24 protein-coding genes are annotated in these 23039 nt (G+C 72.4%); 8 read left to right on the top strand and 16 right to left on the bottom strand.

Going from position 1 to position 23039, the window contains the following annotated elements:
* Nucleotides 1-15 precede the first annotated feature (15 nt).
* On the bottom strand, nucleotides 16-1314 hold the full coding sequence (locus ACFPP6_RS12145; RefSeq protein ID WP_382040206.1) for an MFS transporter: 1299 nt from the start codon (nucleotides 1312-1314) through the stop codon (nucleotides 16-18).
* Nucleotides 1315-1358: 44 nt separating this feature from the next.
* Here ACFPP6_RS12145 and ACFPP6_RS12140 point away from each other — a divergent pair, with 44 nt between their 5' ends.
* Nucleotides 1359-2363 carry a LysR family transcriptional regulator gene (locus ACFPP6_RS12140; protein WP_382040203.1) on the top strand — a complete coding sequence of 335 codons (1005 nt, stop codon included), beginning with the start codon at nucleotides 1359-1361 and terminating at the stop codon, nucleotides 2361-2363.
* Nucleotides 2364-2369: 6 nt separating this feature from the next.
* Here the strand turns inward: ACFPP6_RS12140 and ACFPP6_RS12135 are convergent, their stop codons facing one another.
* Nucleotides 2370-3176 carry an alpha/beta hydrolase family protein gene (locus ACFPP6_RS12135; RefSeq protein ID WP_382040201.1) on the bottom strand — a complete coding sequence of 269 codons (807 nt, stop codon included), beginning with the start codon at nucleotides 3174-3176 and terminating at the stop codon, nucleotides 2370-2372.
* A 103-nt stretch (nucleotides 3177-3279) separates the two neighbouring features.
* Here ACFPP6_RS12135 and ACFPP6_RS12130 point away from each other — a divergent pair, with 103 nt between their 5' ends.
* Nucleotides 3280-4395 carry an adenosine deaminase gene (locus ACFPP6_RS12130; protein WP_382040198.1) on the top strand — a complete coding sequence of 372 codons (1116 nt, stop codon included), beginning with the start codon at nucleotides 3280-3282 and terminating at the stop codon, nucleotides 4393-4395.
* Between the two features lie 185 nt (nucleotides 4396-4580).
* Nucleotides 4581-4991 (top strand): ATP-binding protein, encoded by a 411-nt coding sequence (locus ACFPP6_RS12125; protein WP_382040195.1) that lies wholly within the window; start codon nucleotides 4581-4583, stop codon nucleotides 4989-4991.
* Nucleotides 4992-5126: 135 nt separating this feature from the next.
* Here the strand turns inward: ACFPP6_RS12125 and ACFPP6_RS12120 are convergent, their stop codons facing one another.
* From ACFPP6_RS12120 to afsQ1, 5 genes are all read right to left on the bottom strand, one after another.
* Complete coding sequence (locus ACFPP6_RS12120; RefSeq protein ID WP_058045947.1) at nucleotides 5127-5348, bottom strand: PspC domain-containing protein; 222 nt, start codon at nucleotides 5346-5348, stop codon at nucleotides 5127-5129.
* A 117-nt stretch (nucleotides 5349-5465) separates the two neighbouring features.
* Entirely contained in the window at nucleotides 5466-6020 is a 555-nt protein-coding gene (locus ACFPP6_RS12115) for a VanZ family protein (RefSeq protein ID WP_382040983.1), read from the bottom strand.
* Nucleotides 6021-6139: 119 nt separating this feature from the next.
* Entirely contained in the window at nucleotides 6140-6721 is a 582-nt protein-coding gene (locus ACFPP6_RS12110; RefSeq protein ID WP_382040192.1) for a hypothetical protein, read from the bottom strand.
* Nucleotides 6718-8223, bottom strand: a complete 1506-nt coding sequence (locus ACFPP6_RS12105) for an ATP-binding protein (protein ID WP_382040981.1) — start codon at nucleotides 8221-8223, stop codon at nucleotides 6718-6720. Before ACFPP6_RS12105 ends, ACFPP6_RS12110 begins: the two co-directional genes overlap by 4 nt.
* A 38-nt stretch (nucleotides 8224-8261) precedes the next feature.
* Nucleotides 8262-8939, bottom strand: a complete 678-nt coding sequence (gene afsQ1 / locus ACFPP6_RS12100) for a two-component system response regulator AfsQ1 (RefSeq protein ID WP_382040189.1) — start codon at nucleotides 8937-8939, stop codon at nucleotides 8262-8264.
* 193 nt (nucleotides 8940-9132) lie between these two features.
* Between afsQ1 and ACFPP6_RS12095 the strand changes: the two genes are divergently transcribed.
* A complete protein-coding gene (locus tag ACFPP6_RS12095; RefSeq protein WP_168091958.1) occupies nucleotides 9133-9885 on the top strand; it encodes a SigE family RNA polymerase sigma factor in 753 nt (250 codons plus the stop codon).
* Nucleotides 9886-10073: 188 nt separating this feature from the next.
* On the opposite strand, the gene ACFPP6_RS12090 is transcribed toward ACFPP6_RS12095, so the two are convergent.
* Complete coding sequence (locus tag ACFPP6_RS12090; RefSeq protein ID WP_382040186.1) at nucleotides 10074-10778, bottom strand: ATP-binding protein; 705 nt, start codon at nucleotides 10776-10778, stop codon at nucleotides 10074-10076.
* A 47-nt stretch (nucleotides 10779-10825) separates the two neighbouring features.
* On the opposite strand from ACFPP6_RS12090, the gene ACFPP6_RS12085 reads away from it, so the two are divergent.
* Nucleotides 10826-11299: a hypothetical protein gene (locus ACFPP6_RS12085; RefSeq protein WP_382040184.1), complete on the top strand. Its 474-nt coding sequence runs from the start codon at nucleotides 10826-10828 to the stop codon at nucleotides 11297-11299.
* 75 nt (nucleotides 11300-11374) lie between these two features.
* Here the strand turns inward: ACFPP6_RS12085 and ACFPP6_RS12080 are convergent, their stop codons facing one another.
* Genes ACFPP6_RS12080 through deoC form a run of 3 tightly spaced genes read right to left on the bottom strand, consistent with a single transcriptional unit; the run spans nucleotide 11375 to nucleotide 14671 of the window.
* Nucleotides 11375-12259: an aldehyde dehydrogenase family protein gene (locus ACFPP6_RS12080; protein ID WP_382040182.1), complete on the bottom strand. Its 885-nt coding sequence runs from the start codon at nucleotides 12257-12259 to the stop codon at nucleotides 11375-11377.
* On the bottom strand, nucleotides 12252-13682 hold the full coding sequence (locus ACFPP6_RS12075) for an aldehyde dehydrogenase family protein (RefSeq protein WP_382040179.1): 1431 nt from the start codon (nucleotides 13680-13682) through the stop codon (nucleotides 12252-12254). Before ACFPP6_RS12075 ends, ACFPP6_RS12080 begins: the two co-directional genes overlap by 8 nt.
* 5 nt (nucleotides 13683-13687) lie before the next feature.
* On the bottom strand, nucleotides 13688-14671 hold the full coding sequence (deoC, locus tag ACFPP6_RS12070) for a deoxyribose-phosphate aldolase (protein WP_382040978.1): 984 nt from the start codon (nucleotides 14669-14671) through the stop codon (nucleotides 13688-13690).
* 148 nt (nucleotides 14672-14819) lie between these two features.
* Here deoC and ACFPP6_RS12065 point away from each other — a divergent pair, with 148 nt between their 5' ends.
* Complete coding sequence (locus ACFPP6_RS12065) at nucleotides 14820-15380, top strand: PH domain-containing protein (protein ID WP_382040176.1); 561 nt, start codon at nucleotides 14820-14822, stop codon at nucleotides 15378-15380.
* Between the two features lie 110 nt (nucleotides 15381-15490).
* Here ACFPP6_RS12065 and ACFPP6_RS12060 read toward each other — a convergent pair whose 3' ends face one another.
* The 3 genes from ACFPP6_RS12060 to ACFPP6_RS12050 form a co-directional block, all read right to left on the bottom strand.
* Entirely contained in the window at nucleotides 15491-17167 is a 1677-nt protein-coding gene (locus tag ACFPP6_RS12060) for a phospho-sugar mutase (protein ID WP_382040173.1), read from the bottom strand.
* Between the two features lie 384 nt (nucleotides 17168-17551).
* Complete coding sequence (locus ACFPP6_RS12055; RefSeq protein ID WP_179082353.1) at nucleotides 17552-18373, bottom strand: purine-nucleoside phosphorylase; 822 nt, start codon at nucleotides 18371-18373, stop codon at nucleotides 17552-17554.
* Nucleotides 18374-18488: 115 nt separating this feature from the next.
* The gene (locus ACFPP6_RS12050; RefSeq protein WP_030369994.1) at nucleotides 18489-18926 is read right to left on the bottom strand and encodes a gamma-glutamylcyclotransferase family protein; all 438 of its coding nucleotides are present in this window, start codon (nucleotides 18924-18926) and stop codon (nucleotides 18489-18491) included.
* 165 nt (nucleotides 18927-19091) lie between these two features.
* Here ACFPP6_RS12050 and ACFPP6_RS12045 point away from each other — a divergent pair, with 165 nt between their 5' ends.
* Nucleotides 19092-20540 carry an NAD(P)H-quinone dehydrogenase gene (locus ACFPP6_RS12045; RefSeq protein ID WP_382040169.1) on the top strand — a complete coding sequence of 483 codons (1449 nt, stop codon included), beginning with the start codon at nucleotides 19092-19094 and terminating at the stop codon, nucleotides 20538-20540.
* 121 nt (nucleotides 20541-20661) lie between these two features.
* The gene (locus ACFPP6_RS12040; RefSeq protein ID WP_382040166.1) at nucleotides 20662-21738 is read left to right on the top strand and encodes a DeoR/GlpR family DNA-binding transcription regulator; all 1077 of its coding nucleotides are present in this window, start codon (nucleotides 20662-20664) and stop codon (nucleotides 21736-21738) included.
* A gap of 156 nt (nucleotides 21739-21894) precedes the next feature.
* Here the strand turns inward: ACFPP6_RS12040 and ACFPP6_RS12035 are convergent, their stop codons facing one another.
* Together ACFPP6_RS12035 and ACFPP6_RS12030 are read right to left on the bottom strand one after the other, a co-directional pair.
* Nucleotides 21895-22497 (bottom strand): TetR/AcrR family transcriptional regulator, encoded by a 603-nt coding sequence (locus ACFPP6_RS12035; protein WP_382040163.1) that lies wholly within the window; start codon nucleotides 22495-22497, stop codon nucleotides 21895-21897.
* Nucleotides 22498-22608: 111 nt separating this feature from the next.
* A partial coding sequence (locus ACFPP6_RS12030; protein ID WP_382040161.1) for an acyl-CoA carboxylase biotin carboxyl carrier protein subunit occupies nucleotides 22609-23039 on the bottom strand: 431 nt, incomplete at its 5' end.

The raw sequence follows: 23039 nt of genomic DNA, 5'->3' as shown, positions 1-23039 counted from the left end.
CGGTTCCCGGTCCGGTCACGCCCGGACGGCCGTCCGGCGGCGCTCGACGAGCGCCCTGCGCGTCGCGTACAGCGTGATCGACGCCGCGCCCACCATCGCCAGCAGGCCGAGGACCACCGTGCCGTCCCAGCCCGCCGCGCCGAAGGCCATCGCGCCGAGCGTGCCGCCGACCGACGAGCCCAGGTAGTAGGCCGTCTGATAGAGCGCCGACGCCTGGGCGCGGCCTGTCTTCGCGGCCCGGCTGACCGAGGACGACGCCACCGCGTGGCCCGCGAAGAAGCCCGCCGTGATGAGCACCAGGCCCGCCAGGACCGCGAGCAGCGACGACGACAGCGACAGCAGCAGGCCCAGCGTCGTCGTGCCCACCGCCAGGTAGAGCGCCCCGCGGCGGCCCAGCCGGCCGACCAGCGTCCCGGCCGCGGCCGAGGACGCCGTACCCACCAGGTAGATCAGGAAGACCGAGCCCACGACGCCCTGGGGGAGTGAGAACGGCGCCTCCGCCAGCCGGTAGCCGATCACGGTGTAGACCGCGCCGAAGACCGTCATGAAGAGCGCGCCGATCGCGTACAGGCGGCGCAGCAGCGGGTCGGAGAGGTGGCCGCCCACCGTCCGGGCCAGGCCGCGCGGCGACACCGCCGCCGGCCGGAAGTGGCGCGCCCGCGGGATCATCACGCGGAAGGTCAGCGCGCAGACCACCGCGAGGGCGCCCACCGCGGCCAGGCCCGCGCGCCAGCCCCACGCCTGGGCCACCCAGCCCGCGAGGATGCGGCCCGTCATGCCGCCGATGCTGTTGCCCGCCACGAACAGGCCGATCGCGCCGACCAGCGCCTTCGGCCGGACCTCCTCCGCGAGGTAGGCCATCGCCGACGCCGGCACACCGGCCAGCGCCGCGCCCTGCACCGCGCGCAGCGCGACCAGCCAGCCCAGGCTCGGTGCGAGCGGCACCAGCAGGGCCACACAGGCGGCCACGCACAGCGAGACGGTCATCATCGTGCGGCGGCCGAAGCGCTCGGAGAGGGCGCTGAGCGGGACGACCGCGAGGGCGAGGCCGCCCGTCGCGGCGGAGACCGTCCAGCTGGCCTGATCGGCCGTCACCCCGAGGCCGGCGGAGATGGCCGGCAGCAGCGCCTGCGTGGAGTAGAGGAGGGCGAACGTGGCGACGCCCGCGGCGAAGAGGGCGAAGCTCATCCGGCGGTAGCCGGGGCCGCCCGGATCCAGCCGGGTGTCATCGGAGTGAGAGGAGTGAAGGGACGACAGAACAGAGGCACCCGAGCGCACGATGACGCTGGATGCCCCGGTATCGGCAGGAGGCATGCCAAAACCGTAGGCACCCTGGGCTGATGCGTCCAATGCACAGAATGGCGATAATCGATCCTGTGTTGCATGAGTACAGGTCGCGGCGGTCCTTGTCACCGGGCGGCAACGAAAAAGACATCCCCGTAACAGCCGATGTCGAGGCCGACTCCTGGGCGGTCACCCTCACTCCGCGGCTCGCGCAGTTCGTGGCCGTCGCCCGCCACGAGCACGTCACGCGCGCCGCGCAGCAGCTCGGCATGCCGCAGTCCACGCTCAGCCGCTCGGTCGCCCGCCTCGAAGACGACCTGGGCGTCGCCCTGTTCGCCCGCCACGGGCGCACGGTCTCCCTGACCGCGGCCGGCCGCACCTTCCTCGCCACCGTCGAGCGCGCCCTGTCCGAGGTCGACCGCGCCGCGGAATCCGTCCGGGCGGACGCCGACCCCGCCGCCGGCAAGGTCGCCTTCGGCTTCCTGCACACCCTCGGCTCCGAGACCGTACCCGAGCTCATCCGCGCCTTCCGCACCGACCATCCGCGCGTCCGGTTCCAGCTCGTGCAGAACTACGGCGAGTCCATGCTGCAACGCCTGCGCGACGGCGAGCTCGACCTGTGCCTCACCTCGCCCGTGCCCGACGCCCCGGACCTCGTCTCCCGCCGCCTGGACGAGCAGAAGCTGCGCCTCGTCGTCCCCGACGACCACCCCCTCGCCTCCCGCAAGCGCATCCGCCTCGCCGAGGCCGCCTCCGAGCTCTTCGTCACCCTCGAACCCGGGTACGGGCTGCGGCGCATCACCGACGCGGTCTGCGCGGAGGCCGGGTTCACCCCGAAGATCGCCTTCGAGGGCGAGGAGGCGGAGACGCTGCGCGGCCTCGTCGCGGCGGGCCTGGGCGTGGCCCTGCTGCCCCCGCCCGCCGTCCCGCGCCCCGGCGTCGCCGAGCTCACGGTCACCGCGCCGCGCGCCTTCCGCGAGATCGGCGTGGCCTGGCTGGACGGCCACCCCGACACACCCCCGGTGGCGGCCTTCAAACGCTTCCTGCTCTCGCGCAGGGGGCAACTGCTGCCCCGCTGAAGCCCCTCAGTACCCCAGACTCGCCCCGAACCCCGAGGCCAGCGGCATCCGCAGGCCCAGGGGCGGCGGGGCCGCCAGGGCGTCCGCCACCGGGCGGGCGAAGTGGTGGCCGAAGAGCGTGCCCCGGACGAAGTCGACCACGAGCGCCTGGACTTCCGCCCGGTGCTGCCGCAGCCCGTGCCCGTCCGAGTGGACCTCGAACCGGCACACGTCGCGGTTGGCCTTCTTCGCCCGCTGGGCGAGCCGGAAGGACAGGTCGGGGTCCGTGAGCTCGTCGTTCGTGCCGTGGACGATCAGCACCCGCCGCCCGCAGAGCTGCCGCACCGGATCCGGCTCCAGCAGCTCCTGGGGCTCCGGCAGCCACGGCGCGACCGCCAGCACCGCGGCCACCGCCGGGTGCCCCGCGGCCTGCAGCGCGGCCCGGCCGCCCATGCCGGTGCCGACGAGGCACACGGGCACGTCGCCGTAGCGCCGCACCACCTCGTCCGCCGCCCAGCCGGCGTCCCGCACCGGGTCGGCCGCCGAACCGTTCCACCCGCGCCGCCGGTAGTGGACGACGTGCGTGACCAGACCGTCCTCATCGCACGCCCGGGCCAGCCGGCGGGCCAGCGGCCGCTGCGCCGCGAAGGTCAGTGCGGAGGGCCGGCCGGTGCCCTCGGCGCGGCCGCCGGGGAGCAGCAGGGCGACTCCGTGCACCGTGCGTCCGGCGCCGAGCGGCTTTCCCAGCCGCGCCGTATCCCCGCTCTTCCGCGGCGCGTTCGGCCGTCCGTGCGTTCCTTCCGGGTCCCGTTGAGGCAACGCTTGCTGAGCCATGGCAGAAACGATGGCAGAAGGACCGGTGGTGTCCACCCCGCCGACGGGTCACCGTTCCGTATCGTTCGCCGATATCTACGCGCGTAGGGGCTAGAGTGCCGAAATGACGACCGAGACCAACTCCCAACCGAACCCCGAACAGATCCGCCGCGCCCCCAAGGTCCTGCTGCACGACCACCTGGACGGCGGCCTGCGCCCGGGCACGATCGTGGACCTGGCCCGCGAGACGGGCTACACCGGTCTGCCGGAGACCGACGCGGACAAGCTGGGCGTCTGGTTCCGCGAGGCGGCCGACTCCGGCTCGCTGGAGCGCTACCTGGAGACCTTCGCGCACACCTGCGCCGTGATGCAGACCCGCGACGCCCTCGTCCGGGTCGCCGCGGAGTGCGCCGAGGACCTGGCCGAGGACGGCGTCGTCTACGCCGAGGTGCGCTACGCACCGGAGCAGCACCTGGAGGCCGGCCTCACCCTCGAAGAGGTCGTGGAGGCCGTCAACGAGGGCTTCCGCGAGGGCGAGCGCCGCGCGAAGGCCAACGGCCACCGCATCCGCGTGGGGGCGCTGCTGACCGCCATGCGGCACGCCGCCCGCGCCCTGGAGATCGCAGAACTCGCCAACCGCTACCGCGACTCCGGCGTCGTCGGCTTCGACATCGCGGGCGCCGAGGCGGGCTTCCCTCCCACCCGCCACCTGGACGCGTTCGAGTACCTCAAGCGCGAGAACAACCACTTCACCATCCACGCGGGCGAGGCGTTCGGCCTGCCGTCGATCTGGCAGGCGCTCCAGTGGTGCGGCGCGGACCGGCTCGGCCACGGCGTGCGCATCATCGACGACATCGAGATCGGCGAGGACGGGAAGGCCGAGCTGGGCCGTCTCGCCTCCTACGTCCGGGACAAGCGCATTCCGCTGGAGATGTGCCCCACCTCGAATCTGCAGACCGGTGCGGCCAGCTCGTACGAAGAGCACCCGGTCGGACTGCTCCGTAAACTGCATTTCCGGGCGACCATCAACACCGATAATCGCCTGATGAGCGGCACCAGCATGAGCCGTGAATTCGAGCACCTGGTGAAGGCGTTCGGCTACACGCTGGACGACATCCAGTGGTTCACCGTCAACGCGATGAAGTCCGCATTCATCCCATTCGACGAACGTCTGGCCATGATCAACGACGTGATCAAGCCGGGTTACGCCGAGATCAAGTCGGAATGGCTCTTCCAGTAGGCCCGGGCGGGCCCTTTCTGACCAGCGAAGTCTTCACCGGCCGCAACGGACGGTGAATTTGCGGGGAATACCGTGCGGCGGCCGGGACTTTCGAGTCCCGGCCGTGTCACTGATTGCGGCGGCCGGGAAGTCGTGGCTAGGTTTCAGTGCCGCTCAAGAATCCCCGTCGCGAGGACAGAATTCAGATGAAGCTCGGAACCTTCAGGACTCTCGGTGCCGCCGCCCTCGGAGTCGCCTTCGCCGCCGCCGCGGCGGGGAGCGCGCAGGCGGCCGGCAGCGCCGGTGCCGTCGAATCGCTCACGACCACCGCCCGCACCACGACGGCGGGGCTGCCCATCCAGCAGGTCGCCCAGGTCGCCCCCGCGGGCGGGCCGGTCGTCTCCGCGGCGGACCGCGCGATCCAGAGCGGCATGCTGCAGGCCCCGGCCCAGGCCGTGGACAAGGCCGTGGCGCCGCAGCTCCCGACGCAGGAGCTCGGGCCGAAGACCGCGACCAAGGCCGCGGCCCCGGCCGACAACAAGGGCAACGGCGGCCTGCTGGCGCCCCTGTCCGGGCTGCCGCTCGGCAGCCTGCCGGTGTCGGGCATCGGCGGCTGATCCTCGCGGGACCTTCCGCTCGTTCGAGCTGTACGACGGCGGGCCGTCTCCCGGACGCGATGTCCGGGAGACGGCCCGCCGTTTTTCGTACCGAAGGCTTTTCAGGCTTTTACCGGGAACCCCTGCCGGGATCCTTTACCAGGAATGCGCCGCCCCGCCGTGGCCCTGGTGCGACTTCTCCGAGGGCAGCAGGATCCACAGGGCGATGTAGAGCAGGAACTGAGGGCCGGGCAGCAGGCACGAGAGCAGGAAGATCACCCGCATCGTCGTGCGGGACATTCCGTAGCGCTCGGCCAGACCGGCGCACACCCCGGCGATCATCCTGTGGTTGCGGGGACGGACCAGCTTGGCGGACATGGCGGCGACTCCTCGTCTCACGGGGGACCGATACGGCGCGGGAACGTTTTTCCCGTCTCTCCCGTCGGCTTCCCGATGACTCCACGTTATGTCCGCGGGCCCGGCCGGAACGTCGGCCTAAGGGGCGATCCCGACCCTGGGGATCGTCGGGGTGACACCCTGAGGGGTCTCCTCCCGGCGTATGGGCTCCGGGCGCGGTCCCTCACCCCTGCGACGGAGACGGGCCCTGACCGCGGGGACGACGGCCAGGTGCAGCGCCGCCACCCCCGTCACGTTCAGCAGCAGCGCGTCCACGTCCAGCACCTGGCCCACGACGCCGCTCTGCACCACCTGCAGCGCCAGCGACACCATCGCGCCGGTGAAGACGGTGCGGGTCAGCGAACCCAGCGACGACGCCGCCACCCGGCCCCTGGCCCAGGGCAGCAGCACGCCCAGCGGGGCCAGCGGCAGCACCCCGGCCCCTATGGCCCGCGTGGCCTCCCACGGCCCGAGGGCGAGGTCGGCCCGGATCGTGGCCAGCGGTTCCAGGTGGGAGGCGGACACCCAGGGCACCGTCAGCGGGCGCAGGGCGAGCCAGACGACCGCCAGCAGATGGGCGACGAGCAACACGCAGCCCGCGACGCGGTAGCGGTATCGGAGGGCGGGCGTGCCGCCGTAACCATGACCCTGCACGCCCCACATGACGCGGTGCGCCGGTCGCACGGTTCCGGCCGACGGCGACGGGGAGTGGCGACGGAGCGCGGACACGGAGCGTCACCGGTGGATGCGGAGCCCGTGGGCCCGCCGCGGCCCTAGGAAACAGGGGTTCCCGTGATGTCCGCGCTGTCCGGGTGAACCCTGAGCTCGTCGGTGCAGGCGAAGCTCTTGGGGGGCTCGTCGGCGGGCCCGCCCAGGATGACCGACCGCTTGCCGTCGGCCGCGGCCGTCCCGGCGTACGTGCACACGAGCTGGGCGAGGCCGACCTGCGGCAGCTCGCCCGGCTCCCGGCTCAGCCGCAGCGTCCCGGCCGGGTCGCCGGGCCGCTGCCCGGCGACGGTCAGCCGCTGCGGCACGGCCGTGGACATCCCCGCCTCGGCCTCCTCGCTCGCGGGCGCCTCGCGCAGCTCCTCCAGCAGCACCCGGGCGACGGCCACGCCGTCCTCGGAGGTCTCGGCGACCGCGCGCGTGACGGGCACCAGCTGCGAGGTGCACTCCAGCTGGACGGTCACGGTCGCGGCCCCCGAAGGGATGGCGTGCTCGGGCCGCACGACGCACGACGCGCGGGAGGGCGCACCGCCCGCGTCCACCGGCACGGCGGTGCCGCGGATGCCGCACGCCGTGGCCGTGCCCAGCAGGGCCAGCGCCAGGGCGGTGCCGCGCAGGGTCCTTCTCACCGGCCGCCCTCCCCGTCGCCGCCGTCGCGGTCGCCGGCCGGCTGCTCCTCCAGGCCCGAGACGTCCCGCGGCAGGGTCAGGGTGAAGACCGCGCCGCCCTCGGGGGAGTTGGCCGCGGTGATCTCGCCGCCGTGGATGTGGGCGTTCTCCAGGGCGATGGACAGGCCGAGGCCGCTGCCCTCCGACCGCGGACGGGACGCGCTCGCCTTGTAGAAGCGGTCGAAGACGTGCGGCAGCACTTCCTCGGGGATGCCGGGGCCGTGGTCGCGCACGTCGATGCGCAGCGCGTCGTCCTCGGTGCGGACCGAGACGCGCACCGGCGAGCCGCCGTGCTTGAGGGCGTTGCCGATGAGGTTGGCCAGGATGACGTCCAGGCGGCGCGGGTCGAGCCGGGCCACGATGCCGCGCTCGGCGTCCAGCTCGACGGCGTCCAGCCAGGCGCGGGCGTCGATGCAGGCGGTGACCTGGTCGGCGACGTCCACGTCGTCCAGCACGAGCCGGGCCGTGCCCGCGTCGAAGCGGGTGACCTCCATCAGATTCTCCACCAGGTCGTTCAGCCTGCGGGTCTCGCTCACCACGAGCTGCACCGCCGGGGCGATCATCGGATCGAGGTTGTCCGCCTCGTCCTCCAGCACCTCGGTCACGGCCGTGATGGCCGTGAGCGGGGTCCGCAGCTCGTGCGACATGTCGGCGACGAAGCGGCGGCTCGCCGCCTCCCGGGCGCTGAGCTCCTCGACGCGCTTCTCCAGCGACTCCGCGGTCTTGTTGAAGGTGCGCGACAGATCGGCCAGCTCGTCCGTGCCCGACACGTGCAGCCGGGTGTCCAGCTTGCCCTCGCCGAGCCGGCGGGCCGCGTCGCCGAGCCGCTGCACGGGCCGCAGCACGGTCGAGGCGGCGGCCTGCGCGAGCAGCGCGGAGCCGATCAGCGCCAGGGCCGTGGCGATGCCCAGCGACCAGGCCAGCGAGTTGAGGTCGGCACGCTCGTTCTCCAGGGACTTCAGCAGGTAGCCCGTCGGGCCGCCGCCGATCACCTTCGCGCCGCCCACCAGGTACGGCTTGCCGTCCAGCGTGATCCGCTGCCAGTACAGGTGGTACGAGTAGCGGTTGGAGTCGTCGACGCGCCGCTCGCGGTTGACGGCCGCCTGCAGCGACTTCGGCACGACCTTGAGCGAGAACAGATCGCGGTCGGAGGGCGCGGCGCAGGCCCGGCCGCCCTCGCCGGTGTCGATCAGCAGCACCTCGTACTTCTGCGAGGTGGCCGCCATCCGCTCCGCCGCCGCCTGCAGCTCCTGGCAGGTCGGCCCGAGCGGCAGCGTGCCGGTGTTGTCCTGCAGGGACTTGCGGAAGTCGTCGAGGGCCGCGTCCTGGGTGCGGGTGAGCACCGCGTCGCGGTTGAGCCAGTAGGCGATGGCCGACGCGGAGACGGCCGCGGCCAGGGCGACCAGGGCGAAGACGAGCATCAGCCGGAGCCGCAGGCTTATCCGGCGCAGGCTCAGCTTCATCACGTTACGGGCGGCCGTCCAGCGTCGTGCGCGTCCGGTCACTGCGGAGCGTCCAGGCGGTAACCGACGCCGCGCACGGTGCGGATCAGGGTCGGGGACGACGGCACGTCCTCGACCTTGGCCCGCAGCCGCTGCACACAGGCGTCGACCAGCCGGGAGTCGCCGAGGTAGTCGTGTTCCCACACCAGCCGCAGCAGTTGCTGCCGGGAGAGCGCCTGGCCGGGCCGGCGGCTGAGCTCCAGCAGCAGCCGCAGCTCGGTCGGCGTGAGCTGGAGCTCCTCGCCGTTCTTGGTGACCGTCATCGCGGAGCGGTCGATGAGCAGCGAGCCGAACGCGGCCGAGTCGTTGGTCTCGCGCTCGCCGCGGCGCAGCACCGCACGGATCCGGGCGTCGAGCACCCGGCCCTGCACGGGCTTGACCACGTAGTCGTCGGCACCGGACTCCAGACCCACCACGACGTCGATGTCGTCGCTGCGCGCGGTGAGCAGGATGATCGGCAGCTGGTCGGTGCGGCGGATCCGCCGGCACACCTCGAAACCGTCGATACCGGGCAGCATCACGTCCAGCACGATCAGATCCGGCCGCTGCTCGCGCAGCAGTTTCAGGCCGTCCTCGCCCGTCGCCGCGGTCACCACACGGTGGCCCTGACGGGACAGGGAGAACTCGAGAGCGGTGCGGATGGCGTCGTCGTCCTCGATCAGCAACAGGGAAGGCACGGTGGTCATTCTGGCCTACGACGGGCAGGTGGTTCGACCGCCGCCCTCCGCACTCGCCCCCGCCACCTGTTGCAGGGCTGTGACAGTCGGCGGACAACGCGATGAAACTGGCCCGGCAGGCTTTTGGTCATCGGGCAGCGGAGCCCGGTACGGAAATCGGACCGAGGCTGGCTCCACCGACGGGGGGCGCGAGATGAACACACTGCACAGCACCACTACCAGCGCAGTCATTCGCACGCGCCTGCACGACGCCGGACGGGGCCCGGAGAAGTCCGGTGCCGTGGGCGGGCGGGGGTGCGCCCGCGGCACCGGACGTGTGCGGCCGCCCTACATGGTGGCGATCGACGCGGTCACGTACGGGGAGCCCAAGGGAGCTGCGGGGGCGGCTCCGGGGGCATCGGGGGAGAGCAAGGGGGCGTCCAGGGCCGAGGCGGAGTTCACCGCCTACGTCCAGGAGCGCCGGGCCTCCCTGTACGCGACCGCGTACCACCTGACCGGCGACCGGCACGAGGCCGAGGACCTGCTGCAGAGCGCGCTGTTCTCCACCTACCGGGCCTGGGACCGGATCACCGACAAGGCGGCCGTCGGCGGCTACCTGCGCCGCACCATGACGAACCTGCACATCAGCGCCTGGCGCCGGCGGAAGCTCAACGAGTACCCGACCGAGGAACTGCCGGAGATGCCCGGCGAGGGCGACGCGATGCGCGGCACCGAGCTGCGCGCCGTCCTCTGGCAGGCCCTCGCCCGGCTGCCCGAGCTGCAGCGCACGATGCTCGTCCTGCGCTACTACGAGGGCCGCACGGACCCGGAGATCGCGGAGATCCTGGACATCAGCGTGGGCACGGTCAAGAGCAGCATCTGGCGCTCGCTGCGCCGCCTGCGCGACGACGAGGTCATCGGCTCCGGCCGGGACCAGCTGGAGTCCTTCGGCGAGCTCGTCGCCTGAGGGCGGGGCACGGCGAGGACGCAGCACGACACGGACGACAAGGGCCCTGAACGGGGGGGGCGCTCGGGGGAGCGCGGACAGGGCCGTGGGGGAGCGGAAGCGGGTCGGACAGCCGGGGGGCCTGTCCCGACCCGTTTCCGCGCGTCCGGGGCCCGCTGCCGCGCGCCCCGGAGTGCACCGGTGCGCCGCTAGACCTTGATGGTCTCGCGGTGGCCCGCTGCCGCCGCCGCGATCCGGCCCATCGCCGTCTCCCCGCCGCACGCGTACGCGCCCAGCGCCGTCTGACGGGCCACGATGCCGCGCTCGGCGCGCATCAGCCGCAGGCCGCGGCGGACCAGGTACGGCACCGGCTTGCGGGCCTCGCGCAGGTCGCGCACCAGGCGGCGGCGGAAGGTGGTGGAGGGGCGGCCGCGCAGGCACAGGGCGTCCGCCAGCACGCCCAGGTCACGGCAGCGGTCGATGACGTCGGCCGCGAAGATGCCCTCGGCTATGAACAGCGGGGTGCGCCCGATGTCCAGAACGCTCGCCCCGGTGATCGAACTGCTGGAGATGTCGTAGAGCGGCACGTCCGCCCGCGACGTCCGGCACAGGCTGTCGATCGCGGCGACGGCGGCGTCCGCGTCCCACGAGAGCGGGGAGTCCCAGTCGGTGCCCGAGCCGTCGGCGAGCAGCGGCAGCGTCGGGTCCGTGCCCTCCTTGTAGAAGTCGTCCAGGTTGAGGACGGGCAGCCCGGTGCGGGCCGCGAGGGACGACTTACCGGAACCGGAGGGGCCGGTCAGCAGGATGACGCGCGCGGGGGTCAAGTGGGGAGTCACGGGACACCAGTGTGAGGCATTGGGCCGGATGGGGGATCCCCATGGGTTGCATGGTGCGCGCAGCGTCACCACTCGCATACTGTGCGTTGTCGTTCGTCCGCCCTTCACGACCCCGGCAGGTGGCCATGGCTTCGCACGCTCGACACGCACGCTCCGCCAGCAAGGAGTCGAGGGCGCTCCGGCGCCGGATGCTCCTGCGCGTAGGGCTGACCGTATCGGCGGGTGCGGCCTTCGCGGCGGGCGGTGCGGCCTCCGCGAGCGCCGACACCGGCGGTACGAGCACCGGCATGGCCCGCGCCCAGTTCGGCGAGACCAACATCCCCGCCGCGATCGAAGGGGCCAACCAGGGCCTGGGGGCGGGAGCGGAGGCGATCTTCGACACGGCGAAGAGCCTGCGCACCAACCCCTTCGCGGGCACGCCCGTCGACCCGTTCGACAACACGGTGGGCACGAAGGTGGGGAACATGCAGCCGGTCACCACCAAGCCGGCCACGCAGCCGATCTCCAAGGGCGGCAGCCTGACGGACCTGCCGGTGGCGGGGAACCTGACGTCGCTGCTGCCGACTGGACGGCCGGCGGCGGCTCCCAAGGCGCACTGAGCCCGGACGCGCCGGAGGCCGGAGCGGGTCGCAACCCGCTCCGGCCTCCGGCACGTCGGCCCGGTGCGCTCCGGCTCAGTACGACGAGCCGCCCGCGCCCAGCGAACCCGTGGGGTGCCAGACCGTCCGCGTCTCCAGGAAGGCCGTCATGCGGTCCGTGCCCGGGGTCGCGGCCCAGTCCACAGCCTGTGGACGCAGCACGCGCTTCAGGTTGTCCGCCGCGGCGATCTCCAGCTCCTTGGCGAGGCCGGCGTCCGCCCCCGCGAGGTCGATCGCGTTGACGTCCTGGTGCGCGGCCAGCGACGGCGCGATCTCGGCCGTACGGCCCGACAGGACGTTCACGACGCCGCCCGGGACGTCGGACGTGGCCAGCACCTCGCCGAGCGACAGGGCGGGCAGCGGGGCCTTCTCCGAGGCCACCACGACCACGGTGTTGCCCGTGGCGATCGCCGGGGTGATCACCGACACCAGGCCCAGGAACGACGACTCCTGCGGCGCGAGCACGGCGACGACGCCGGTCGGCTCGGTGGAGGAGACGTTGAAGAACGGGCCCGCGACCGGGTTCGTCCCGCCGGTGATCTGGCCGATCTTGTCGGTCCAGCCCGCGTACCAGACCCAGCGGTCGATCGCGGCGTCCACCTGGGCCGCGGCCTTCGCCTTGGACAGGCCCTCGGCCTCGGCGACCTCCGCGACGAACTGGTCGCGGCGGCCCTCCAGCATCTCGGCGACGCGGTAGAGGACCTGGCCGCGGTTGTACGCGGTCGCGCCGGACCAGCCGCCGACGGCCTTGCGGGCCGCGACGACCGCGTCACGGGCGTCCTTGCGCGAGGACAGCGGGGCGTTGGCCAGCCAGTTGCCCTTGGAGTCGGTCACCTCGTACACCCGCCCGCTCTCGGACCGGGGGAACTTGCCCCCGACGAACAGCTTGTAGGTCTTGAAGACAGTCAAGCGCTCAGACATCGAGGTACGCCTCCAGGCCGTGGCGGCCGCCCTCGCGGCCGAATCCCGACTCCTTGAAGCCGCCGAACGGCGACGTCGGGTCGAACTTGTTGAACGTGTTGGCCCAGATGACACCCGCGCGCAGCTTGCTCGCGACGGCCAGCATGCGCGAGCCCTTCTCCGTCCAGATGCCGGCGGAGAGGCCGTACTGCGAGTTGTTCGCCTTGGCGACCGCCTCGCCCGGGGTACGGAACGACAGCACCGACAGGACCGGGCCGAAGATCTCCTCGCGGGCGATCCGGTGGGCCTGGGTGACGCCCGTGAACAGCGTCGGGCGGAACCAGAAGCCGTTCTCCGGCAGCTCGCACGCCGGGGCCCAGCGCTCGGCGCCCTCGGCCTCGCCGCTGTCGGCCAGCTCGGTGATCCGGGCCAGCTGCTCGGCGGAGTTGATCGCACCGATGTCGGTGTTCTTGTCCAGCGGGTCGCCGAGGCGCAGCGTGGACAGACGGCGCTTGAGGGCGTCCAGCAGCTCGTCCTGGATCGACTCCTGGACCAGCAGGCGCGAGCCCGCGCAGCAGACCTGGCCCTGGTTGAAGAAGATGCCGTTGACGATGCCCTCGACGGCCTGGTCGATGGGCGCGTCGTCGAAGACGATGTTGGCGCCCTTGCCGCCCAGCTCCAGCGTGAGCTTCTTGTCCGTGCCCGCGACCGTGCGGGCGATGGCCTTGCCGACCGCCGTGGAGCCGGTGAACGCGACCTTGTTCACGCCCTCGTGCGCGACGAGCGCGGCGCCCGTGGTGCCGTCACCGGTGACGATGTTGACGACGCCCTTGGGCAGGCCCGCCTGGCGGCAGATGTCCGCGAAGAACAGCGCCGACAGCGGGGTGGTCTCGGCCGGCTTGAGGACGACCGTGTTGCCCGTGGCGAGCGCCGGGGCGATCTTCCACGCCAGCATCAGCAGCGGGAAGTTCCACGGGATGACCTGGCCCGCGACACCCAGCGGGCGGGGGTTCGCGCCGTAGCCCGCGTGGTCGAGCTTGTCGGCCCAGCCGGCGTAGTAGAAGAAGTGCGCGGCGACCAGCGGGAGGTCCGCGTCGCGGGTCTCCTTGATCGGCTTGCCGTTGTCCAGGGTCTCCAGGACGGCCAGCTCGCGGCTGCGCTCCTGGATGATCCGGGCGATGCGGAACAGGTACTTGGCGCGCTCGGCGCCGGGCAGCGCCGACCACTTCTCGAAGGCCTTGCGGGCGGCCTTCACCGCGCGGTCCACGTCCTCCGCGGAGCCCTGGGCGACCTCGGAGAGCACCTCCTCGGTGGAGGGGCTGATCGTCTTGAAGACCTTGCCGCCGGACGCCTCGGTGAACTCGCCGTCGATGAACAGGCCGTAGGACGGGGCGATGTCGACGACCGCGCGCGACTCGGGTGCGGGAGCGTATTCAAATGCCATGTCGGTCAGTCCACCGTCACGTAGTCGGGACCGGAGTAACGCCCGGTGCTCAGCTTCTGCCGCTGCATCAGCAGGTCGTTGAGGAGGCTGGAGGCGCCGAAGCGGAACCAGGTGTTGTCCAGCCACTCCTCGCCCACGGTCTCGTTGACCAGGACCAGGAACTTGATCGCGTCCTTGGTGGTGCGGATGCCGCCGGCGGGCTTCACACCGACCTGGACGCCGGTCAGCGCGCGGAAGTCCCGCACGGCCTCCAGCATCAGCAGGGTGTTCGCCGGGGTGGCGTTGACCGCGACCTTGCCGGTCGAGGTCTTGATGAAGTCGGCGCCCGCGAGCATGCCGATCCAGGACGCGCGGCGGATGTTGTCGTACGTCGACAGCTCGCCCGTCTCGAAGATCACCTTGAGGCGGGCCTTGTCGCCGCACTCGGCCTTGACGGCGCGGATCTCTTCCAGGACGTCCATGTAGCGGCCGGCGAGGAAGGCGCCACGGTCGATGACCATGTCGATCTCGTCGGCGCCGGCCTCGATCGCGTCGCGGGTGTCCGCGAGCTTGACCGGCAGCGCGGCGCGGCCGGCCGGGAACGCCGTGGCGACGGAGGCGACCTTCACGTCCGTGCCGGCGAGGACGGCCTTGGCCGTCGCCACCATGTCGGGGTAGACGCAGACGGCGGCGGTGCGCGGCGTCGTGCGGTCGGTGGGGTCGGGGTTGACGGCCTTGGCGGCCAGGGCCCGGACCTTGCCCGGGGTGTCGGCACCCTCGAGCGTGGTGAGGTCGATCATCGAGATCGCCAGGTCGATGGCGTACGCCTTCGCCGAGGTCTTGATCGAGCGGGTGCCGAGCGAGGCGGCGCGGGCCTCCAGCCCGACCGCGTCGACCCCCGGGAGTCCGTGCAGGAAGCGGCGCAGCGCACTGTCGGAGGCGGTGGCGTCCGCCAGCTCCTTCAGCCGCCCCGCGGCGTCGTTGCCGTGTGCGGAAACTGTGGTGGGCATGGTCACCAGATGAGCATATCTACGCGCGTAGCGCGTGTACACCCCCGCTGGTGCGGGGCGGTTTTCGGCTCGCTCTCCGGCCGCCCCCTCCCGCGGGAGCGGCCCGGTCTCCGGCGGCCCTGTGGGAGGCGTCAGGCACAATCTGCCCATGACGAGCCCTAGCCCCGAACAGGAATACGCCGACAGGCGCTACCGCTCGCCCGCCGGCATCGCCGGCGGCGTGCTGATGCTCGCCCTCGCCGGCTGGCTGGGCGGCGACGCCGCCGTCCGCGGAGAGGGCCGCACGCCCTGGCTCGCGCTGGCCGGGCTGCTGTGCGTCGTGCCGCTGATCATCGCCTTCACGCTGCGGCCGGCCGTCTTCGCCGGGGCCTCGCGGCTGCTGGTGCGCAATCCGTTCCGGACGATCACGCTGCCGTGGGGCGCGGTGGACGCGGTGCGCGCCGGTTACTCCAGCGAGGTGCTGGCCGGGGGCTCCACCTACCAGCTGTGGTCCGTGCCGGTGTCGCTGAGGAAGCGGAAGCGGGCGGCCCGGGGCGGGGCGGATGCGGCTCCCGCCGACCAGACCGTCGCGGAGCTGCAGGAGCTCGCCGAGCGGAACGCTTCGCGTGAGGACGCGCAGGGGGACGCCGTCGTGCGGTGGGCGTACGAGGTGCTGGTGCCGGCGGGGGTGGGGTTGGTCTTGTTCGTGGTGTTGCTGGTGGTCGGCTGACGGCTGTTCTTGTTTTCCCTTTCCATGGGAAACGGGAAACGGGAAAGGGCCCGGGGCGTCAGCCCCGGGCCCTTCACATTTCACGGGTTCGGATGCCCGCTTTCACGGGTTCAGATGCCCGCGGCCTTCGACAGGTCGGCCTTGATCTCGGTCAGGACCGCGCTCGCCTTGGCGCGGGCGCCGGCGAGGGCCGCCGCGTCGGCGACCGGGACCACGACCTCCAGGTAGCACTTGATCTTCGGCTCCGTGCCGCTCGGCCGGACGATCACCCGGGCGGCGGAGACGGCACCCGACTCGTCACCGGCGAGGTGGTAGCGCAGGCCGTCCGTCGGGGGCAGGGACTCCGTGCCCTTCGCCAGGTCCTCGGCGGACGTCACGTGCAGGCCGGCGAGCACCGCCGGCGGCTGCTCGCGCAGGCGGCGCATCGCGTCCGCGATCAGCGACAGGTCCTGGACGCGCACCGACAGCTGGTCCGTGGCGTGCAGGCCGTGCTCGACCGCCAGGTCGTCCAGGAGGTCGGTCAGCGTCCGGCCGGACTCCTTGAGCTCCGCGGCCAGCTCGGCGACCAGCAGGGCCGCCGTGATGCCGTCCTTGTCGCGGACGCCCTCGGGGTCCACGCAGTAGCCGAGCGCCTCCTCGTAGGCGTAGCGCAGGCCGTCGACGCGGGCCAGCCACTTGAAGCCGGTCAGCGTCTCCGTGTACGGCGTGCCGGTGCTCGCGGCGGCGATGCGGGACAGGAGGGAGGACGAGACGATCGTCGTGGTGAACGTGCCGCGGGCGCTCTTGTGCACCAGGTGCGTGGCGAGCAGCGCGCCGACCTCGTCGCCGCGCAGCATGCGCCAGCCCTCGACGCTGTCCGCGTCGGGCACGGCGACGGCGCAGCGGTCCGCGTCCGGGTCGTTGGCGATGATGATGTCCGGCTGGGCCTCGCGGGCGGTGGCGAACGCCAGGTCCATGGCGCCCGGCTCCTCCGGGTTGGGGAACACCACGGTCGGGAAGTCCGGGTCCGGCTCGGCCTGGGCGGCGACGACCGTCGGGGTGGGGAAGCCCGCGCGCTCGAAGGCGGCCGTCAGGACGTCGCGGCCGACGCCGTGCATGGGCGTGTAGACGACGCGCACGTCGCGGGCGGAGCCGCCGGTCAGGACGGCGTCCGTGCGCTCCAGGTAGGCGCCGACGATGTTCTCGTAGCGCAGGGTCTCCCAGCCGGCGGAGGGGCGGGGGACGTCGTCCAGGCTGCGGACGGCGGCGATCTCCGCGGCGATCTCGGCGTCGGCGGGCGGCACGATCTGGGAGCCGTCGCCCAGGTAGACCTTGTAGCCGTTGTCGCGCGGCGGGTTGTGGCTGGCCGTGACCTCGATGCCGGCGACGGCGCCGAGGTGGCGGATCGCGAAGGCGAGGACGGGCGTGGGGAGGGGCTTGGGGAGGAGGGCGGCCTTCAGGCCGGCGCCCACCATGACGGCCGCCGTGTCGAGGGCGAAGTCCGCGCTCTTGTAGCGGGCGTCGTAGCCGATGACGACCGTGCCGCCGGTGTGGCCCTGCTTCCTGAGGTACGCGGCGAGGCCGGCGGCGGCGCGGATGACGACGGAGCGGTTCATGCGCATGGGGCCGGCGCCGAGCTCACCGCGGAGGCCGGCGGTGCCGAACTGGAGGGTGCCGGCGAAGCGGGCGGCGATCTCGGCGGTGTCCCCGGCGTCGATGAGCCGGGCGAGCTCCTCGCGGGTGTCGGGGTCGGGGTCCTCGGCGAGCCAGGACTTGGCCTGGGCGATGAGGGCGTCGTCTCGCTCCACGGTGTCTCCTACGGAGGGTTCGGGGATAGGGGATATGGGGTCCGGGTGGTGCGGCCGGTTGTCCACGGGCCGGCCGTCCGTGGGTCGGGGGCGGGGTGGGCCGGGGCTTCCGGGGCTGCATGATTTACGGGCCCTCTGGCCTGAGCTTTGGGTGCCCGGAAGCAGGGCCCACAAATCACGCTTTACGCCCCTTGCCAGCCCCGGCCCACCCCGCCCCCTCCCGCACGTGCGCAGCTGCGGGCCGGCTCGGGCCGCCGTTTCCGGTAGCGAACCCTTGCGCTATCAGTAACGGGCGGGTGGGCGGGCGTGTCGCGCGCCGGAGGCGCGCGGGGAACGCCAACGGCGCCGCACCCGGGTGTGGGGAACGGCGCCGTACCGGCTGGGTCAGAGCTTCGGGAGGACCTGGGCCAGGAGCTGGCCCATGCGGGACGCGGAGTCGCGGCCGGCCTGGAGGACCTCTTCGTGGTTGAGGGGCTCGCCCGTCATGCCCGCGGCGAGGTTCGTCACGAGGGAGATGCCGAGGACCTCGGCACCGGCCTCGCGGGCCGCGATGGCCTCGAGCGTGGTGGACATGCCGACGAGGTCGCCGCCGAGGGTGCGGACCATGCGGATCTCGGCCGGCGTCTCGTAGTGCGGGCCGGGGAGCTGGACGTAGACGCCCTCCTCGAGGGTCTCGTCCACCTCCTTGCACAGCGCGCGCAGGCGGCGGGAGTACAGGTCGGTGAGGTCGACGAAGTTGGCGCCGACGATCGGCGAGGTCGCCGTCATGTTGATGTGGTCGCTGATCAGCACGGGCTGGCCGGGGCGCATGCCCTCGCGGAGGCCGCCGCAGCCGTTGGTGAGGACGACGGTCTTGCAGCCGGCGGCGACGGAGGTGCGCACGCCGTGGACGACGGCGGCGACGCCGCGGCCCTCGTAGTAGTGCGTGCGGCCGAGGAAGACCAGGGCGCGCTTGTCGTTGATCTTGTACGAGCGGACCGTGCCGGCGTGGCCCGCCACGGCGGCCGCGGTGAAGCCGGGGAGCTCGGTGACCGGGAACTCGGCCTCGGGAGCGCCGAGCGCCTCGGTCGCGGGGAGCCAGCCGCTGCCCATGACCAGGGCGACGTCGTGGGTCTCGGCGCCGGTCAGCTCGCGCAGACGGGCGGCGGCGGCGTCCGCCGCGGCGTACGGGTCGGCCTGGATGTCGGGAGTAACTGATGCGTTCACGCGGACGAGGGTAGCCGCTTATCGCCTACGCGCGTAGATGTCACTGCTCACGGTGTTCCGATTGTTGCTTTGTGGGTTGTGACGAGATGCAATCGTCACTCCCCGGCGCGCCGCGTCAGCAGGGGCGCTTGCGGAGCTCCATCACGTAGTCGTGGGGCGCGCCCGCGGACTCCGCGGCGTCGGCGATCTCGCCGAGGTAGCGGGCGGAGGGCAGGCCGCCCTCGTAACCGTTCAGGACGTAGATCCACGCGGGCTCCTCGCCGTCCAGAGTGTGCACGCGCACGCGCATCCGGCGGTAGATGTCGAGGCCGACGCCCTCCCAACGGTCCATCGAGTCCTCGTCCATCGGGGCGATGTCGTAGAGGGCGACGAAGACCTGGGAGCGGGGTGCCTCGACCACGGTCGCGAGCGCGCCCTCCCAGCCCAGCTGCTCGCCGCCGAAGGTCAGCCGCCAGTCGGCGAGCCAGCCCGTGCCGCGCAGCGGCGAGTGGGGTGCGCGGCGGGACATCAGCCGCGCGTCGAGGTTGCCGGCGTACGCGGCGTAGAGCGACATGGTTTCGAGGGTACGGGAGTGAGGCGCGACGGCATTTGGGATGGCAGTCTCGAAGGGAGGTTCGTCCGGAACCTCCTGCCGGTTCTCGCACGGATTGCCGTATGCATACGGGTACGGATCCGCTGGGGAGGCCCCGGGAGAAGTCCCTTCGACGGGTGCGGGACAATGGAGTACGTGACTCGGATCGTGATCATCGGTGGCGGACCCGGCGGCTATGAGGCGGCGCTCGTCGCCGCGCAGCTCGGTGCGGAGGTGACCGTCGTCGATTGCGACGGTCTGGGCGGGGCGTCGGTGCTCACCGACTGTGTCCCCTCGAAGACGCTCATTGCGACGGCCGAGGTGATGACGACCTTCGACTCCTCGTACGAGGAGCTCGGGATCATCGTCGCCGACGACACGCCGCACATCGAGCAGGCGGCCAGGGTCGTCGGCGTGGACCTGGGCAAGGTCAACCGCCGGGTGAAGCGGCTGGCGCTCGCGCAGTCGCACGACATCACGGCGTCCGTCACCCGGGCGGGTGCACGCGTGCTGCGCGGCCGGGGGCGGCTGGAGCCGAACCAGGCGCCGGACGGCTCGCGCCGCGTGATCGTGACGGCCGCGGACGGTTCCGAGGAGACGCTCGTCGCGGATGCGGTGCTGGTCGCCACGGGTGCGCACCCGCGCGAGATCCCCGACGCGCTGCCGGACGGCGAGCGCATCCTGAACTGGACCCAGGTGTACGACCTGGACGAGCTCCCCGAGGAGCTCATCGTGGTCGGCTCGGGTGTGACCGGTGCCGAGTTCGCCGGTGCGTACCAGGCGCTGGGGTCCAAGGTGACGCTGGTGTCGTCGCGGGACCGGGTGCTGCCCGGTGAGGACCCGGACGCGGCCGCCGTCCTGGAGGACGTCTTCCGGCGCCGCGGCATGAACGTCATGGCGCGCTCGCGGGCGCAGTCCGCCAAGCGCGTCGGCGACCGGGTCGAGGTCACGCTGGCGGACGGCCGCGTCATCACCGGTACGCACTGCCTGATGGCCGTCGGCTCCATTCCGAACACGGCCGGGATAGGGCTGGAGGAGGCCGGGGTCCGGCTCAAGGAGTCCGGGCACATCCACACCGACCGGGTCTCGCGCACCAGCGCGCCGGGCGTCTACGCCGCCGGTGACTGCACGGGCGTGCTCGCGCTCGCGTCGGTCGCGGCGATGCAGGGACGCATCGCCATGTACCACTTCCTGGGTGACGCGGTCGCGCCGCTCAACCTGAAGTCGGTCTCGGCGAACGTCTTCACCGACCCCGAGATCGCGACCGTCGGCTACACGCAGGCCGACGTCGACAGCGGGAAGATCGACGCCCGCATGGTCAAGCTGCCGCTGCTGCGGAACCCGCGGGCGAAGATGCAGGGCATCCGGGACGGCTTCGTGAAGCTGTTCTGCCGGCCCGGCACGGGCATCGTGGTGGGCGGCGTCGTGGTCGCCCCGCGGGCGAGCGAGCTCATCCACCCGATCTCCCTCGCGGTCGACAACAACCTGACGGTCGAGCAGATCGCCAACGCGTTCACCGTCTACCCGTCGCTGTCCGGTTCGCTGGCGGAGGTCGCCCGGCAGCTCCACTCGCGCAAGACGCAGCGCGAGGCTTAGGGGTTGGATTGTTGCGCTGAGTGGTCGGGGGGGCTTTGGCCTTGAGCCCGGGCCTCCTATACCACTTTGAGCGTTCCACAGCGGACAACTTCCGTTAATTGCTGCAACCTGCTGAAAACGGATGGTCGTTGGCGTTACTGTCGGTTTCGTGTTCGCTGCAGAACGTCGTCAATTGATCCTCGAAATGGTGCGGGCCAACGGGGCGGTTTCGCTCCGTGAGCTCGCCCGCGTCGTCCAGACCTCCGAAGTGACCGTACGGCGGGACGTGCGCGCACTGGAGGCAGAAGGACTGCTCGACCGCCGGCACGGCGGTGCGGTGCTGCCGGGAGGCTTCACCAGAGAGTCCGGATTCCCGCAGAAATCCCATCTAGCGACCGCCGAGAAGACGGCCATCGCCGATCTCGCGGCGAGCTTCGTCGAGGAAGGCGAAGCCGTCGTCGTCGGCGCCGGTACGACCACGCAGGAGCTGGCCCGCCGGCTCGCGCGCGTACCGGGACTGACCGTCGTCACCAACTCCCTGCTCGTCGCCCAGGCCCTCGCCCACGCCAACCGGGTCGAAGTCGTCATGACGGGCGGCACGCTCAGAGGATCCAACTACGCACTGGTGGGCAGCGGCGCGGAGCAGTCCCTGCACGGGCTGCGCGTGACGCGGGCGTTCCTGTCGGGGAGCGGGCTGACCGCCGAGCGTGGCCTGTCCACGTCCAACATGCTCTCCGCGAGCGTGGACCGGGCGCTGGTGCAGGCGGCGGCGGAGGTGGTCGTGCTCGCCGATCACACGAAGCTCGGTACGGACACGATGTTCCAGACCGTGCCCACGGACGTGATCACGCGGCTCGTGACGGACGAGCCGCCGTCGCACGACGACCGCGCGGCGACGGAGCTGCAGGCCCTCGCCGACCAGGGCGTCCACATCTCGGTCGCCGGGCCCGGCGCGGGGTCGGGCCAGGGGCCGGGGTCCGGACCGACGGGAGCGGTGTCGGGCGGCGGCGAGCAGGTGCCGCCGCAGCAGCGCCGCCGCGACGTCCCGCCCTTGCCGGGCCAGCGCCGCACGCACGGGGGCCACCACCTGCCCCCCGGCCCCCCGGGCTCCTCCGGGGGAGGCGCCTCGTCCCCGCAGCTGCGCAGCGCGGGTTCGCTGGGCGCTGAGCCTCCGACGACTACGGCGCGGGTGGCGGACTTGGCGCCCAGGCGGAGGTAGGCAACTTTTCGGTTCCGCCGCGGCGAGGCTGCCTCCGTCTTCCGCCGTTGCGGCGGAGTCATTCAGCTGGGGCTGTCCCGCCTACTTCCGCCGCGGCGGCGAGGTGCCACGGCGGTGTGGTCCGGCGGTGCCGAGACGGACGTAAGGGGTCAGGGGTCAGGGCCCCTCCGGGCAGGGCTTCGTGGCCAAGCCCTGGAGCGTCAGCGACAGAAGGCGGTCCGGGAGTTGGGGGTCGTCGGGGGACTGTTCCGCGGCCAGCGAGATCGCGTTCGTCAGCTGCATGACGTCGGCGATGTCGACGCCGGCGCGGACCGCCCCCGCCGCCTGTGCCCGCGCGAGCAGCACGCTCCCCGCCTCCCGCAGGGGAAGGCTGCAGCGCGACATCGCGGACGCCTCGTCCGCCTGGGCCGCCAGCAGGGCTCGCGAGAGCCCCCGGTACGTGCTGGCGTGCGCGACGCAGGCCCGCAGCCAGTCCACCAGGGCCCGGCACGGCTCGGGGGAGGCCAGGAGTTCGCGGGAGCGGGTGAGGAGCCCGTCGACCTCGCCCTGGAAGACGGCGCTCATCAGCGCCGTGCGGTTGGGGAAGTGGCGGTAGAGCGTGCCGATGCCGACCCCGGCCCGGCGGGCGATGTCCTCCAGGGAGGCTTCCGTGCCGTGCTCGGTGAACGCGGTCCGGGCCTCCGTGAGCAGCCGCTCATAGTTGCGCCGGGCGTCCGCCCGCATGGGGCGCGGTGACGCTTGTGTGCTCTCCGTGGCCATGGCTGCCGAGTCCTCCCTCTCTCTCCCCGTCTGCCAAGGATGCCACCGACAAGCCTGTGGGCCCCCGCCGAGTGCTCGGCGGGGGCCCACAGGCATTCAACGGCTGCTGCGTCAGTCCTTGATTTCGCAGATGACGGCGCCGGAGGAGACGGAGGCGCCGATCTCGGCGGTGATGCCCTTGACCGTGCCCGCGCGGTGCGCGTTCAGGGGCTGCTCCATCTTCATCGCTTCGAGGACGACGATCAGTTCGCCCTCGGCGACCTCCTGGCCCTCCTCGACCGCGACCTTGACGATCGTGCCCTGCATCGGCGACGTCAGCGCGTCACCGGACGCGGCCGAGCCGGCCTTCTTCGCCGCGCGGCGCTTCGGCTTGGCGCCGCCCGCAGCAGCGGTGCGCGCCAGCGTCATGCCCAGCGAGGAGGGCAGGGAGACTTCCAGGCGCTTGCCGCCGACCTCGACGACGACGGTCTCGCGGCCGGCCTCCTCGCCCTCCTCCTCGGCCGCCGCTCCGGCGAACGGCTCGATGGTGTTGACGAACTCGG

It is taken from the genome of Streptomyces aureoversilis, assembly GCF_042657885.1.
In the GTDB taxonomy this organism is placed as follows: domain Bacteria; phylum Actinomycetota; class Actinomycetes; order Streptomycetales; family Streptomycetaceae; genus Streptomyces; species Streptomyces aureoversilis.
This window is presented reverse-complemented; position numbering and strand designations above follow the sequence as displayed.